Origin of the sequence: Tepidibacter hydrothermalis (assembly GCF_029542625.1) — a bacterium.
In the GTDB taxonomy this organism is placed as follows: Bacteria; Bacillota; Clostridia; order Peptostreptococcales; family Peptostreptococcaceae; genus Tepidibacter_A; species Tepidibacter_A hydrothermalis.
Map to the genome: position 1 here is coordinate 2,259,857 of NZ_CP120733.1, position 15,215 is coordinate 2,275,071.

Annotated in this window: 16 protein-coding genes; 5 read left to right on the plus strand and 11 right to left on the minus strand. The window is 27.6% G+C overall.

The genetic code is table 11. The features are described from left to right. The first annotated feature begins 493 nt into the window (after positions 1 to 493). A complete protein-coding gene (locus tag P4S50_RS10615) occupies positions 494 to 982 on the plus strand; it encodes a DNA-deoxyinosine glycosylase (protein WP_277730760.1) in 489 nt (162 codons plus the stop codon). 54 nt (positions 983 to 1,036) lie between these two features. Here P4S50_RS10615 and P4S50_RS10620 read toward each other — a convergent pair whose 3' ends face one another. From P4S50_RS10620 to P4S50_RS10645, 6 genes are all read right to left on the minus strand, one after another. Further along, complete coding sequence (locus P4S50_RS10620) at positions 1,037 to 1,783, minus strand: MBL fold metallo-hydrolase (RefSeq protein WP_277730761.1); 747 nt, start codon at positions 1,781 to 1,783, stop codon at positions 1,037 to 1,039. 128 nt (positions 1,784 to 1,911) lie between these two features. After that, positions 1,912 to 2,487 carry a TlpA family protein disulfide reductase gene (locus tag P4S50_RS10625; RefSeq protein WP_277730762.1) on the minus strand — a complete coding sequence of 192 codons (576 nt, stop codon included), beginning with the start codon at positions 2,485 to 2,487 and terminating at the stop codon, positions 1,912 to 1,914. 11 nt (positions 2,488 to 2,498) lie between these two features. Continuing rightward, a complete protein-coding gene (locus P4S50_RS10630; protein WP_277730763.1) occupies positions 2,499 to 3,194 on the minus strand; it encodes a cytochrome c biogenesis CcdA family protein in 696 nt (231 codons plus the stop codon). 116 nt (positions 3,195 to 3,310) lie between these two features. Beyond that, positions 3,311 to 4,123: a stalk domain-containing protein gene (locus P4S50_RS10635; RefSeq protein ID WP_277730764.1), complete on the minus strand. Its 813-nt coding sequence runs from the start codon at positions 4,121 to 4,123 to the stop codon at positions 3,311 to 3,313. Positions 4,124 to 4,480: 357 nt separating this feature from the next. After that, the gene (locus P4S50_RS10640; protein ID WP_277730765.1) at positions 4,481 to 4,945 is read right to left on the minus strand and encodes a DMT family transporter; all 465 of its coding nucleotides are present in this window, start codon (positions 4,943 to 4,945) and stop codon (positions 4,481 to 4,483) included. 12 nt (positions 4,946 to 4,957) lie between these two features. Next, positions 4,958 to 5,380, minus strand: a complete 423-nt coding sequence (locus P4S50_RS10645) for a DMT family transporter (protein WP_277730766.1) — start codon at positions 5,378 to 5,380, stop codon at positions 4,958 to 4,960. A 90-nt stretch (positions 5,381 to 5,470) separates the two neighbouring features. On the opposite strand from P4S50_RS10645, the gene P4S50_RS10650 reads away from it, so the two are divergent. Next, positions 5,471 to 6,151, plus strand: coding sequence for a Crp/Fnr family transcriptional regulator (locus tag P4S50_RS10650; protein WP_277730767.1), 681 nt, complete (start codon positions 5,471 to 5,473; stop codon positions 6,149 to 6,151). A gap of 38 nt (positions 6,152 to 6,189) precedes the next feature. Here the strand turns inward: P4S50_RS10650 and P4S50_RS10655 are convergent, their stop codons facing one another. The 5 genes from P4S50_RS10655 to P4S50_RS10675 form a co-directional block, all read right to left on the minus strand. Next, on the minus strand, positions 6,190 to 6,858 hold the full coding sequence (locus tag P4S50_RS10655; protein ID WP_277730768.1) for a DUF421 domain-containing protein: 669 nt from the start codon (positions 6,856 to 6,858) through the stop codon (positions 6,190 to 6,192). Between the two features lie 13 nt (positions 6,859 to 6,871). Then, positions 6,872 to 7,249 (minus strand): DUF4363 family protein, encoded by a 378-nt coding sequence (locus P4S50_RS10660; RefSeq protein WP_277730769.1) that lies wholly within the window; start codon positions 7,247 to 7,249, stop codon positions 6,872 to 6,874. 190 nt (positions 7,250 to 7,439) lie between these two features. Beyond that, positions 7,440 to 9,680, minus strand: a complete 2,241-nt coding sequence (gene clpA, locus P4S50_RS10665) for an ATP-dependent Clp protease ATP-binding subunit ClpA (RefSeq protein ID WP_277730770.1) — start codon at positions 9,678 to 9,680, stop codon at positions 7,440 to 7,442. A 4-nt stretch (positions 9,681 to 9,684) separates the two neighbouring features. Then, positions 9,685 to 9,984: an ATP-dependent Clp protease adaptor ClpS gene (locus P4S50_RS10670; RefSeq protein ID WP_277730771.1), complete on the minus strand. Its 300-nt coding sequence runs from the start codon at positions 9,982 to 9,984 to the stop codon at positions 9,685 to 9,687. Between the two features lie 35 nt (positions 9,985 to 10,019). Further along, positions 10,020 to 10,859, minus strand: coding sequence for a MerR family transcriptional regulator (locus P4S50_RS10675; RefSeq protein ID WP_277730772.1), 840 nt, complete (start codon positions 10,857 to 10,859; stop codon positions 10,020 to 10,022). 92 nt (positions 10,860 to 10,951) lie between these two features. On the opposite strand from P4S50_RS10675, the gene P4S50_RS10680 reads away from it, so the two are divergent. The 3 genes from P4S50_RS10680 to P4S50_RS10690 all read left to right on the plus strand — a co-directional run bounded on the left by P4S50_RS10680 (position 10,952) and on the right by P4S50_RS10690 (position 15,171). Further along, positions 10,952 to 12,277, plus strand: coding sequence for an MATE family efflux transporter (locus P4S50_RS10680; protein WP_277730773.1), 1,326 nt, complete (start codon positions 10,952 to 10,954; stop codon positions 12,275 to 12,277). A 256-nt stretch (positions 12,278 to 12,533) separates the two neighbouring features. Then, positions 12,534 to 13,289, plus strand: a complete 756-nt coding sequence (locus P4S50_RS10685; protein WP_277730774.1) for a 3'-5' exonuclease — start codon at positions 12,534 to 12,536, stop codon at positions 13,287 to 13,289. A 280-nt stretch (positions 13,290 to 13,569) separates the two neighbouring features. Further along, a complete protein-coding gene (locus P4S50_RS10690; protein ID WP_277730775.1) occupies positions 13,570 to 15,171 on the plus strand; it encodes a peptide chain release factor 3 in 1,602 nt (533 codons plus the stop codon). The last annotated feature ends 44 nt before the right edge of the window (positions 15,172 to 15,215 follow it).

A 15,215-nucleotide genomic window follows, 5' to 3' on the forward strand; every position in this document is an offset into this window, starting at 1 on the left:
TATTTTTATACACTTCCCTCCAAGAAGTGTATATTTTTTTATAACGAATAGGGAATTATAATTATCTTCGAATTGTGGATAAGTATAATTTTCGTTATGAGTTTCAAAAAAGTCTACATTAAAAATATTTTAGGAAGACTTTTTTATATAAATTTAATACATATGTATATACCCAATATAATAAATAAACTTGTTATTAACATCTTCTTTCTTTTTCTACTCAACCTTTTTTTATTTTTTATTTTCTTATATACTCTGCTCATTAAATGTCCTCCTTACTTCTTTAATAATTCCACATATTTTTTTGTTACCCTTAGTTTCCTTTATATCTGTCATTACGATAATTATGTTAATATTTATATTCTATTTTTTCAACTTCAACATTATAATACCATCTTCAGGAAAAAATATCCAACAAAATTCTAAAGTTATATCCTTTAATTATTGGGTATAATCTTTAAATATAATATAAATTTAATTGGAGTGATCAAAAATGTCAAATATAGAATCATTTTTACCCATAGGAGACTCTAACTCTAAAATTTTAATACTTGGGTCTATCCCAGGAAAAGAGTCATTACGACAACATCAATATTATGCCTATCCTCAGAATCAATTTTGGAAAATAATATATTCATTATTCGATACTCCTATTGATGATAATTATGATGACAAAATATCATTTTTGAAAAAAAACAATATTGCTTTATGGGATGTTATAAAATCATGCTATCGCGAAGGAAGTCTTGATTCAAATATTAAAATGGAGCAGGCTAATGATTTTGAATCCTTATTTAATAATTACCCAAATATAGAATATGTATTTTTCAATGGATTAAAAGCATATAACGTGTTTAAAAAGAAAGTAGGATTCAATTTTGAAAATATTAAATTTCAAAGATTAGAGTCTACAAGTCCCGCTAATACTAAAAAATTTGAATACAAACTAGATAATTGGAGTATAATTAAAGCTATTAAGTAAAAATGAGAATCAGGTATTCCTGATTCTCTCTTTTAAGTTATATCAATATCTTTCTTATAACTTTAGACACTTCATATTCACTTTATGCTTTTTCAAAGCATCTTCATCTTTAAATTCTATTTTTTCTTTTTTTATCAACTTATCTATATAAGCTATATTGTCTTTTATTAAATTATTGTCTTTAATATCTCCATGGCTCTGAACCACAATATCAGCATTTATATCCAAATATCTCTCTAAAGTTCTTTTATATACATCTAATTTATTCCAGCACATAAAATATGGTATAGGATCATCTATATTATCTCCTACAAATAGTGTATTATCTTGATAATCGTAACAAGAGGCTGAGTCTTTCGAATGACCTGGACTATAAAAAAATTCAACCCCATCTTCTTCAAACCTAATTTTTTCACTAAACGTAATATTAGGTAAAACAATTTCTATATCATCTTTTGCAAACTGTTCTTTATTAATACTCAAAGCTTTATCCGCATATTTATCAATAAATTCTTTACATAACTCATGAGATATTATTATATCATCCTTAAATTCACTGTTTCCCCATATATGATCCCAATGACCATGAGAATTAAATGCTATATACTTCTTCTTCCCAAAATTATCTTCTAGATACTTTTTAACTTGCTTCACATAATACGGACCTATGTATGTATCACATATAAAAAAATGCTCTTTTGCATTAATTACATATATGTTTGTCACACAATCATAGTGAGACTCTTTAAGCTGTTGAAATGTAAATAAAATTCCTCTATTACCTACTTTTTTAATTTTCATATTTAATATCTCCTTCAATTAAATCTTACCTACATTATATATTAAATTTTATTATTTAAAAAATATCTTTTCTTAACAAAAAAATAACCTAACTATATAATTAGATTACTTTTTTGTATGTTTTTATTTTATTTATTCTCTCTTATTTGCTCTAATATAGTATTCATTTTATCATACGACATCATTCCTTGAACTGCCCCTAATAAAATGCCGTTTTCATCTACAAAATAAGATGTAGGAAAAGCACTAACTAAATAAGTAATAGACGTTTCTCCATTTTCATCAAGTAAAACAGGAAAATCATAATTTCCCTTATCAATATATGATTGAACTTCTTCTTTACTTTCTTTAACATTAACCGTAAGAACTACTAAATCTTCATTTTCATTATTTAATCTTTGTAAATCCGGCATTTCCTTGTCACAATACGTACACCATGTAGCCCAAAAATTTATAAGAACTATTTTACCTTCATAGTCAGATAACGACACTTCATCTCCATTTAAATTCTTAAGTGTAAAACTAGGAGCAATTTTACCGACAGCTAATTCTTGAGACTTTTCATCTATATTTTCTTTATCCGCATTTTCTTTAACTATATTATTACTTACATCTTGTTTAGTATTATTTTGTTTATTAAAAATATAAAATCCTCCAAATAGCAGAGCTATAACTACAATTATAGAAAATATCTTCTTAATCATATTGTTCCTCCTTATATGAATAATCTACTTATATCAACAAGTTTATTTAAAAACATTAATACCCCAAATACAACCATAATAAACCCACATATCTTAGGTATATATATCATAATTTTTTTAGTTTTATTAAAGAATCTACTAAACATATCTATAAACAAAGCAGTCAGTATAAACGGTATAGCCATCCCCATAGAATAAATTAACAATAAATATATTCCAGTTGAAATTGTATCACTATTTCCTGCATATATTAAGATAGAAGCAAGCACAGGGCCAAAACAAGGTGTCCATCCCACAGCAAATGCCATACCCATTAATATAGATGTAAACCAATTAGTTGTTTGTATATTTATTTTTAATTTTTTTTGCATATCTAGATATTGTAGGTTTAAAATCCCCATCATTTTAAATCCAAATAATATTATCAATATCCCGCTTATTTTCGAAAAAATTTCTTTGTTTCTTACGAAAATTTTTCCTAAAAAACTAGCAGATGTCCCCATTATCATAAATATTATTGTAAATCCTATTACAAATCCTATAGTTCTCGTCAAGACAAGTATTTTATTATTACCAAGTTCATTTCTAACACTAACACCCGTTATGTACATAATGTATGCCGGTATTAGCGGTAATATACAAGGTGAAAAAAAAGATATAAGACCTGCTCCAAACGCTATAGATAAAGAAACATTTTCAGCCCCCATAAAATCTCCTCCTAAATAAATATTTAAACTACATTTGCAAACTCAGTTCTTTAATTATATTATACACATATTTTAATTTATATAATTCATTTAAAAAAAGAGAGATTTCTCTCTCTTTATTTATAAAAATATTCACCATCTATTATTTTGTATAAACTTTTCTTCTTGCTTTTAAATGGTCTTGAATTAAAAAACAAGCAATTTTCAACGTTATTTACACCTTCAAGTGCTTTTTTAGCTGCTATATTACTTAGATTATTAGGTTTTAATGTTTTAAATGATTCTTTGTGAGCTGGTGGAAACTGTCCTCGTTGATATACTACACTGTTTATATCATTTGGAAATCTATTGCTCTTAACTCTATTAAGAACTACATTAGCAACTCCCAATCTTCCTTCTAAGTTTGTATTTCCCGATTCTACCTGTATAATTTTTGCAAGTAATTTCATTTCTTCATCTGTATAATATCTTTGTTCAAATTTCTCTTCAGAAATTACTAAGTTCTGTTTTTTTATGTCTACAGTAAAAGTCTCGTGTACCCAGTTAATATCACAATTCAAATTTTCAGAAATAAACCTAACTGGTATGTACATTCTTCCACCTCTTAAAAAAGGCTTTGACTCTAATTTGTATTCCTTAGAATCTATGTAGGCTACATCACTACCCGCTGTTAATTTCATTTTCTTTCCTTCATAATCGATAATCATACTTTTAGTATCTTCATTCCATGTAACCTGTCCATTTAAAGCTTCAGTAACAAATCTTGCAAGTACAAATACAGTATCATCAATCAGTATGTTCTTTTGATCACTCTTTACGTAATTATCATTTATCTTCACACTAACTTCAACTTCAAGCGCAAAGCACGAGCTTACGTACAAAGATATAATAATCATTGTGCAAAGCATTATCCTTAGCTTTTTTTTCATTGAATAACCCACTTTCCTATTTTCATCTAGATGTTAAAATTTAAATTTCATAACAAGAAGTCATATTATAGTCTTTTTTGTCTAACATTATCATATTATAATATTTTTTACTTTCTTGTCAAATCTAAATAACCGCACTTATATAATATGCCTATTTATTCAATATTATTCCTTTTTTTCTATTTAAACTCTTTTCCAGTATAAAAATTCGTCTACTCGCTAACGCGGTGGCTCATGTCGCCAACGATCCTTACAGGCTCCGTTGCTTAAAAATAGTTGCAAGTGTAGTTCTTCAATCAATGTTATCCACAAATTTAAAATTATATAATTTCCTGATAGTATAAAAATAAGCCTGTACTAGACTTTAACATCTAATACAGGCTCATTTACTTTTTCATATTTTTTATCTATTCTTGCATTATATAAAAGACCTATAAGAAATAATATTCCTCCTATTATTTTCCCTTTAGAAAAAATATCTAGGTATATATAATCTATAACAGCACTTGTAAGTATCTGACCTATAAAAGGAAGTATAACTACATATACAGCAGGAATTTGAGGCACTATTGTGTTAAATAAATAAATTATTGCAACACCAACAAAACCTCCTAAAAAATAATGTATAGGAACGTACTTTACACTACTCAACGATGCGATTGAATTTCTTATAAAAAAGCACATTATAATAGAAGCAATTGTACCCATCAAATAATTTATAATAACTCCATTTACCATCCCTTCTCTTTGTGCAAGCTTTCCGTTTATAATCGTATTAATAACGATTGATATACCAGTTAGAAATGCGAATAATATATACATCTAATCACTCCTCTATATCATAATCATAGCTATTATTCCAAGCGAAATAATAGAGAAACCTATCATTTTTTCTTTTCTAAATTTATTTATAGGCATTCCAAACAACCCAAAGTGATCTACTATGTTAGACATCACAAGTTGACCAAATAAACTAATTCCTACAACAAGAGTTATTCCTATTTGAGGAATACAAATATTATTTAACTGTATAGTTAAAACACTAAGTACTCCCGGTAATAAAAATAATACAGGTATTTTTCTTAAATCGGATATTTTATTCTTTGTTATAATTGAAATCATAAGAATAATTATAAGTCCTATAACATGAAATATCAGAGTACTCATATAAGGACCTGTTACACTAGCCAACATTCCATTAAAGAAAAGCATTATAGCTAATATAATACCCACTATAACCCCTAAATTTTTATACATAATAATTCCTCCATACTTTACAATACTTTATAAATAATCTATCATATTTATATAAATACTAATATGACATATGTCATATAAGGAGGTTTTATGAAAAAAATTTCAAACAATATTCTTTTAAATAAATATATTGATAAACACAATATAAAAAGCATATTTGAAGATAATATATTAAAATACGCACAACTTCACTACTATGAAAAAAATGAAACTATACTCCAAGCCGACTGCGAGCTCACCTATTATTATTTATTTGTAGACGGAAAAATAAAAATATCATACCTTTTAGAAAATGGTAAGTCTATATTACTCCAGTTTTATACTAATTTTGATTCATTAGGAGATTTAGAGCTTTTAAATAACATACCTGTTCGTTGCAATGCCGAAGCAATTGAAAACACATACTTAATAGGTCTTCCTGCCAATATATTACGAAGCAGTTACTGTAATAACCCTAAATTTTTAAAACATATAATAAATTCATTAAGCCGAAAATTAGATGCTACTGGTAATAATAGCTCGTATAATCTTGTGTACCCTCTTATAAACAGATTATCTAGTTATATAGTAGAGCATATAACAGATAAAGATTATATACAGCTTAACTCCTCCTTTAAAGAAATTGCTCAGTTTTTAGGTACAACTTATAGGCATCTAAATAGAACATTTAATACTCTTGAATCCAAAGGGATTATAAAATGCGACGATAAAATAATATATATATTACAAAAAGAAGAGTTAAGAAAATTATCTAAGAATTTATATATATAAAGCAAAAAGTTCAGAGTAATTAATCTGAACTTTTGAAATTATTCATAAAAATCTACATATAAACTTTTATCTGAATCAATTTCTGCATAAAATATATCACCAGGGTTTGAATTAAACTGTTTCTCCAGTTCTTTTAGCAGCCATTCCCTAGTAATATTTGCATAAGTGAGTATATTTTCATTTATTCGACCGTCCACAACTACTGCAAAAGAAAGTTTTTTATCAGATACACCTAAATTCATTTCCTCTGTAGTAGGAGGTCTGGCTTTACTCTTTGGCATTACCGATATTTGTCCTCCCGGTTCAAGTATTGCATAATTTATATCTGCAATTTTATCATACCCCTGAACTCTAAGCATAGATAATAATATGTATAAACTTATATTGTTCTTTTTTAACTCATTCTTTATAATTTTACCATCAGATATTACTACACTAGGCATGCCATCTATTCCATAAAATTTGCGGTGTAATGAAAGCTTAGATATTGCAATTATTATAGCAGATAATAAAATCACACACATCGTTGTTTTATATAAATCTTTATTAACAAGAGGCTCAGCTATAACGTTAGATATAATAAATAATATAGCTATATCATATGGAGTAAATTGAGCCAATGATTTTTTACCTATAAAATTACAAATTAACCAAGTTGTCAATATAAGCATAAAACTTTTTATTATATATGCTAATACATTCATCATAATATATTCCTTTCTAAGGTATAGGCATTATAGAAGTTATATTCCTAAATATAACCATGCAAACCCTAATCTTTCTTTGTATAAAATCTGCATCTTTTGTGTAAACAGCTCCCCTTAGATTTGCGAATTCAATATTTAAACGAGAATAATCTTGATCTGAATATTTTAATGTTACAAGCGGCTTAGCCTTGTTCCATTTATATTCAAGAATTTTTAAAGACTTTTCTGTCTTATCCCATTCTTCTAAAGAAGAATACGCCATAATATCTTCCATAAGGTTTAAAAAATTTGGATTAGTATCATAAAAAACTTTATATTGTATAAATATAAGCAAACTCAACAAAACAGACAGAATCAATAAAAGAATTAACGTTATTTTTCTCTCTTTCAAAATAATCACCCTTTACAGGTATTATTTGTATTAAGTTTTATCTATATTCAGAAATTACATTTATGTTATCATTTAGAACTAGTTATCTAGATTTTATACAAACGAAATCTAAGTAGTTAATAATTCAATTTTTTCGTCATTATTATATTTTTCTTATAAACAAAAAAGATGAACAAAATGTTCACCTTCTTTACAATATATCCAGTTTAAATTCCTCATTGATTACATCTACAACGCATCTTCCACCTTCGCTTAAATTTCCAAATAAAATTTCATCTACAAACAAAGGTTTTAGTCTAGAATCTATAAGCCTTATAATCTCTCTAGCTCCAAATTCTTTTGATAATCCTTTTTTAGATATATATTCAACACAAGAACTTTCAAAATCAATCAATATATTCTTTTTATTTAAATTTTGTTTAAACTTTTCAAGTTCTTTTTTAGCTATATTAACTGCCATATCATCATCCACATGATTGAATTTAACTATTTTATTAAGTCTATTTCTAAACTCAGGACTAAATATTTTCTTCACTTCATCATCTATAGCTTGTGAATTCATGCATCTATCCCCAAATCCAGCAAAATTTTTACCTATATTTTTAGCACCTGCATTTGAAGTCATTATTATTATAATATTTTTAAAATCAGACTTTCTTCCTTGATTATCAGTAAGAGTTGCATTATCCATAACTTGAAGCAATACATTCAATATATCTATATGTGCTTTTTCTATCTCATCCAAAAGTAAAACACAATGAGGATTTTTTCTAATAGAATCTGTAAGTAATCCTCCTTCTTCATAACCTACATATCCAGGAGGTGCTCCTATTAGTTTAGAAGCTGAATGCTTTTCTGTATATTCACTCATATCAAACCTTACAAGATCTATTCCTAGAGTTTTGGATATATTTTTAGCCACTTCAGTCTTTCCAACTCCAGTAGGTCCTACAAATAGCATAGCTGCAACAGGTTTATTATCTTCATTAAGTCCAGCTCTTGACATCTTAATACATCTTGTAACCTCTTCAATAGCTTCATCTTGTCCAAATATATTGCTTTTTAAAACTTTTTCTAGATTTTTAAGAGAATTTATTTCATTTGATTCTACAGTCTGTTTAGGTATATTACAAACCTTAGATATTATATTCTCAATAATACCCTCATCTATAATTATTTCTTCTTCATTGCAAGAACTTATTCTAGTATAAGCCCCAGCTTCATCTATTATATCAATAGCTTTATCAGGTAAAAACTTATCATTTATATATTTATCACTTAGAACTACCGCACTTTTTATAGCATCATCTGTGTATTTTACATTGTGAAAACTCTCATAATTCTTTTTTAGACCATTTATTATTTCTAGTGTTTCACTTACAGACGGTTCCTTAATCTCTATCTTTTGAAATCTTCTATTTAACGCCTTATCTTTTTCAAAATACTTTTTATATTCATCAAAAGTACTTGCACCTATAAATCTAATTTTTCCATCTAATAGATACGGTTTTAATAAATTAGATGCATCTAATGAAGATCCACTTAATGCCCCCGCCCCTACTATATTGTGAATTTCATCTATATACACTATAGGGTTTTTATGTTTTTTTATATTATCTAGTACTTTTTTTATTCTTTCTTCAAAATCACCTCTGTACTTTGTTCCAGATAACATTGAACCTATATCGAGTGAAAATATCTCAGCTCCTTTTAGCTTATCAGGAACTGTTCCTTCAGAAATCATTTTTGCAAGTCCAAGTGTAACGGATGTCTTTCCAACACCAGGTTCACCTATATGAATAGGATTATTCTTATTTCTTCTGCAAAGTATCTGAATAGTTCTATTTAATATATCTTCTCTTCCTATAAGCGGATCACCTTTTTCATTCCTTGCAATTTCAGTAAGTTTTAAAGCATACTTATCTATACTAGATTCATTACCAGATTCATTTTTAATTTCCTCTTCCATATCATAATCATCATATTCCTCATCTACTACCTCATACTCTTCTTCAATACTATTGCCCAAATTATATACTAAATCTCTCTTCGTAACACCTTGTTCCAATAAGTAGTATTTAGCATAACTATCTTCTAAATTATATATAGCTGCTAATAAATGTTCTATATCTATAACATGTTTACCGCAGCTTTCAACTTGAGCATTTGCAATTATAATAACTTGCTGAAATCCCACACTCTCTAAAGGTTCAAAATCATCCACCTTCGTTATATATTCGTCTATATATATCTTTAAATTATTTTTCAATTCCTCTATATTTGCTCCACATTCCTTCAAGGAATCTATAACTTTATAGTAATATAAAGACACATAAAGCAAGTGTTCTACTGTAACATATTCACAATTATTTGTTTTAGCCTCTTCATAAGCCTTTAATATCACTTCATTTACTATATTTGTTATATTCATATTTTTACTCCTCTTCAATAGTAAGTTTAAAAGGGAATCCCTCTTCTTTTGCCATATTCATAGCTATAGAAACCTTAGTCACCGCAATATCATAAGGATATACTCCAGCAATCCCAATTCCTTTTTTATGTACATCAATCATTATTTTATTTGCAACTTCAATTTTTTTATTAAATATATTCATAAGTACATACACCACAAATTCCATAGTAGTGTAGTCATCATTATGCATAATCACTTTATAATGTTTTGGTTTTTTTACTTTAATATCATTCTTTTGTTTAGTTATAATGTTAGTTTCCATATTTATGCCTCCAATTTCAATAAGTAAATTATTAATTAAGTTATTTCCATTTTTCTAATTGGTATAGATATCTCTGTTAAATACTGATCTTCATTCTTTACTGCAAAAAAATCCAGCAATGTATTTTCATAAGAACAATCTTCAACTTCATATCCACAATCACTTATATATTTTAATAGTTTTTCATACGATTCATAAGTTTTTTCATAACTTCCTTTATGGACAATACATGCATATAGTCCTTCTTTTTTTATATGAATATCGCAATTTTCTAATTTACACTCATTTTTCAAAAACAACTTAGAAATCTTTGTATACTCCTTATTTTTTATAGATTCCCCACTTATCATAACACCTATAGGATATCCCTGATCCAGATTATTTAAATTACAATAATTTAAAAATTTTATTATATCAATCATAAATGTTTCTTGTGAACTATCACATAAATCAGATACAACCAGATACTCTTTATCAAGTTTTTTAATATACGGTCCTTCATACTTTTTAGCATCAATAGCACGATTTGCTATTTCTATTTTATTTTCAATATTATTACTCATTCTTTTTAATTTATTAATTCTTTCTTTTATTTTATCATTTTCTTGTTTTAGCATATTCAAATAATTTTCAGGACTTTTTTTCTTTAAATAATCTTTTATATCATTTAAAGACATTCCAAGTTCTCTAAGATCTGTAAGTATACTAAAAGTATCAAATTGATTTATGGTATAATACCTGTAATTCTTATCATTCTTATATGCGGGAGAAAAAATGCCTATGTTATCATAAAATATGAGAGTTTTTCGAGAAACTCCACATAATTTACTAAATTCTCCTATGCTAATGTACTCACTTAATAATATATTTTCCAATTTCATCACCTTTTTAATAATTAAAGTATTGACTGTATAGTAGCTATACATATTATTATACTATATATTGGCATTAATTATAGGAGGTTATTATGGATTATTTATTTTCTAAAAAATTTACATTCAAAGAATTCTTAAAATTTGTAGCTCCAGCAGTTATATCTATGGTTTTTATATCTCTTTATACGATTATAGATGGAATATTTGTTTCAAACCTTGCTGGTCCAGATGCTTTGGCTAGCATAAACATAGTTTTACCTATCTTCAATATTGTTTTAGGCTTTAGTATAATGCTGGGAGCAGGTGGCAGTGCCTTAATTTCAAAAATGCTCGGAGAAAAAAATAATGAAAAAGCTAACGAAGCACTGTCTTTAATTGTTTACTCAGGAATTATAATTGGAATAATATTGGCTATCGTAGGAATAATATTTTCTTCTAATATTTTTAATTTTCTAGGTGCAACTGATATTCTTTTACCCTACTGTATTTCTTACGGTAATGTAATTATACTATGTACACCTATATTTATAGTGAAAACGATGTTTGAATTTTTCGTTAGAGCTGATGGAGATTTTAATTTTAGTTTATTTCTATCTATAATAGGTGGAGTTGTAAATATTGTTTTTGATTATGTTTTTATAAAATTATTTAACCTTGGAATTTTAGGAGCTGCTTTAGCTACCGGACTTGGAATATTAGTATCTTGTTTATTTGGATTTTGGTATTTCTTTTCCTCTAAATCAAATTTAAATTTCGTAATTCCAAAATTTAATTTAAAGTTGTTAAAAGATACTATGTATAATGGTTCATCTGAAATGGTATCAGAATTATCAACCGGAATAACTACCTTTTTATTTAATATATTAGCTTTAAAATATGCTGGTGAAAGGGGTGTAGCTGCTTTAAGCATAATATTATACATCCATTTTTTATTGGTCTCAACATATTTAGGATTTTCCTCCGGCATAGCCCCATTAATAAGTTTTAATTACGGTGCTAAAAATACAGATAAATTAAAAGAGACCTTTAAATATTCTAAAACGTTCATTTTGGTTTCTTCTTTACTAATTTTTACTACATCATTACTTTTCGCTCCATTTTTAGTAAGAGTATTCGTAAGCACAGATAGCCAAATCTATAATTTAACTCTATTTGGCCTTAGAATATTTTCATTTAGTTTTTTATTTGTAGGCTTAAATATTTTTACATCAGCTCTTTTTACAGCGTTCTCTAATGGTAAGATTTCTTCTATAACTTCATTTTCAAGAACCTTTGCTTTTGTTTTACTAGGAGCGTACTTATTTCCTCCTTTATTTAAAATAAATGGTCTTTGGTTAATAGTTCCATTCGCAGAAATTGCAACCATGTTCATTTCTGTTATATTTATAAAAAAATATAAAAACTTTTATATGTATTAATTCGATAATTTATAGTTATAGTGCTTAAATAATCCTTCATAAATATATTTTTTTATGAGGGATATTTTTTTATATTTTGTTAAAATCCACACCTTCATATTTCCTTTTTTTGTAATTTACATTTGTATTGTATCATATTTAAATGTACAAATAATACTATACTCCTTATATTTAATGTATAATACTATGTATACGTATTTTTCACTGTATAAAGTGAAAAACTAAAACCAACTCTATACAGTTAGGAGTAATAAAAATGAATTACATAATATACGACTTAGAATTCAATCAAACAAAATCAATTAAAAACACTGTAAAAGACGCGTGTAAATGTCCCTTTGAAATAATTCAAATAGGTGCAATTAAATTAGACGAACATTTTAATGCAGTAGCAACCTTTGATAGACTGGTGCGCCCAACAGTATATCCAACTTTGAACCCTTATATAGAAGAACTCACTAATATAGATATTAATCAATTAAATAAAGCCGATTACTTCCCTAAAGTTTATAAGGATTTTTTAGACTTTATAGATGATTCTAGTATTTTTTGTGTATGGGGGAAGGTAGATCTTAAAGAACTATTTAGAAATATTCGTTACCATGAATTAAATTCTCCAATTAATAAAAAATATATAGATGTTCAACATCACGCTACTAGATATCTTAAATTTACAAAAGGTTTTAGCGTAGGTCTTCAAAGAGCAGTAGATACTTTCAAAATACCACTTCATAAAGAATTCCATAATGCTTTTAACGATGCTTATTATACAAGTGAAGTATTCAAAATTATATACAATAAAAATATACTTCCGGAAACGTACGATACAAGCAGAACAGCAAGATCTAATAGCACAAAGCAAAAAGTTGATATGAGTGCTTTATTTAGACAGTTCGAAAAGATGTACTCTAGGAAAATGACTAGACATGAAAAAAAGATTATAAAACTTGCTTATATGATGGGAAAAACCAATCAATTTAGTATAGATATCGAAAAAAAGACTCATGATTAAATTGGATCGTGAGTTTTTTTAATTATACATTAATATATTAAATATCAATTGACAGTTTCTCAATAAAGTTATAACATCATAATGTTAGGCTTTTATGTAAATATAATATAAAGTAATAGTTAATTCAGTTGTAATTAAATTTCACTTTAACTGATTTAATTTCGGCAGTCCCCTATGGGCAAACTAATCCAGAAGCTGTAGAGTTCTTATCTCCAACGTTAATATTATGGATTATTATAACTCTTAGTTTCGGATAAATTTATAATAGAGGAGTTTTAAAATGTCACAACAAAATTTAAGCTTTATCGATGAGGTTAGAAGAAGAAGAACATTTGCAATCATTTCCCATCCCGATGCTGGAAAGACTACATTAACTGAGAAATTCTTATTATACGGAGGCGCAATCCACCAAGCTGGATCTGTTAAATCTAGAAGATCTCAAAAACATGCTGTATCTGACTGGATGGAAATAGAAAAACAAAGAGGTATATCTGTTACATCAAGTGTGCTTCAATTTGAATACAACAATTTTTGCATCAACATACTAGACACACCTGGTCACCAGGACTTTAGTGAGGACACTTATAGAACTCTTATGGCCGCGGATAGTGCTGTAATGGTTATAGACTCTGCAAAAGGTGTCGAGGCACAAACTAAGAAATTATTCCAGGTTTGTAAAATGAGAGGTATTCCAATATTCACTTTTATAAACAAAATGGATAGACAAGGAAAAGACCCTTTTGAATTAATGGAAGATATCGAAAATGTATTAGGAATTCGTTCTTGCCCTGTTAACTGGCCAATAGGATCAGGTAAAGAATTTAAGGGAGTATTTAACCGTCAAAAAGATCAAATTGAATTGTTCAACGATGGAAATCACGGACAATCTATAGCTAAATCTGTAGTTGGAAAAGTAGATGATGAAAAGTTTGCTGACCTATTAGGTAGTAGCCTTCACGAACAATTATTAAATGACATTGAACTTTTAGATGTTGCCGGAGATGAATTTAACTTAGATCAAATATCAAAGGGTGAATTAACTCCAGTATTTTTCGGAAGTGCTCTTACAAACTTCGGTGTTGAGCCATTCCTTGAATCATTCTTAGATATAACTACTCCACCAACACCTCGTGATAGTAATATGGGAGTTGTAGATCCTGAATCTGATAACTTCTCAGGATTTATATTCAAGATTCAAGCTAATATGGATAAATCTCATAGAGATAGAATAGCTTTTTTAAGAATATGTTCTGGTAAATTTGAAAAGGGTATGACAGTAAATCACGTTCAAAGAGGTAAAAAAGTTAAACTTGCTCAACCTCAACAGTTCGTAGCCCAAGATCGTGTTATTGTAGATTCTGCTTATCCAGGAGATATAATAGGTATCCACGACCCAGGAATATTCAATATAGGAGATACTTTATCTCAAAAACAAGCAAAGCTGCAATACAAAGGTATTCCTCAATTTGCACCTGAGCATTTTTCAAGAATTTCTACTTTAAATTCTTTAAAGAGAAAACAATTCTTAAAAGGAATTACTCAGATATCAGAAGAAGGTGCTATACAAGTTTATAAGCGTCCTAACATAGGTATGGAAGAACTTATAATAGGAGTTGTAGGTGTTCTTCAGTTCGAAGTATTAGAATATAGATTAAAAAATGAATACAATGTAGATATTAGAATTGAAAGACTTCCTTACCGTTTTATTCGCTGGGCAGAAACAGGAAGCTTTGATTCTCATAATATGTCTATGACAATGGATACTATCCTTGTTGAAGACAAGGATAAAAATCCTGCATTCTTATTCCAAAGTGAGTGGTCTCCTACTCAATTAGTAAGTAGAAATGAAGGATTAGTTTTAAGCGAAACTTCTATATATTAGTCTTACTGATAATAAAGTAGATAAAAAAAGTAGCTACCTAGGTA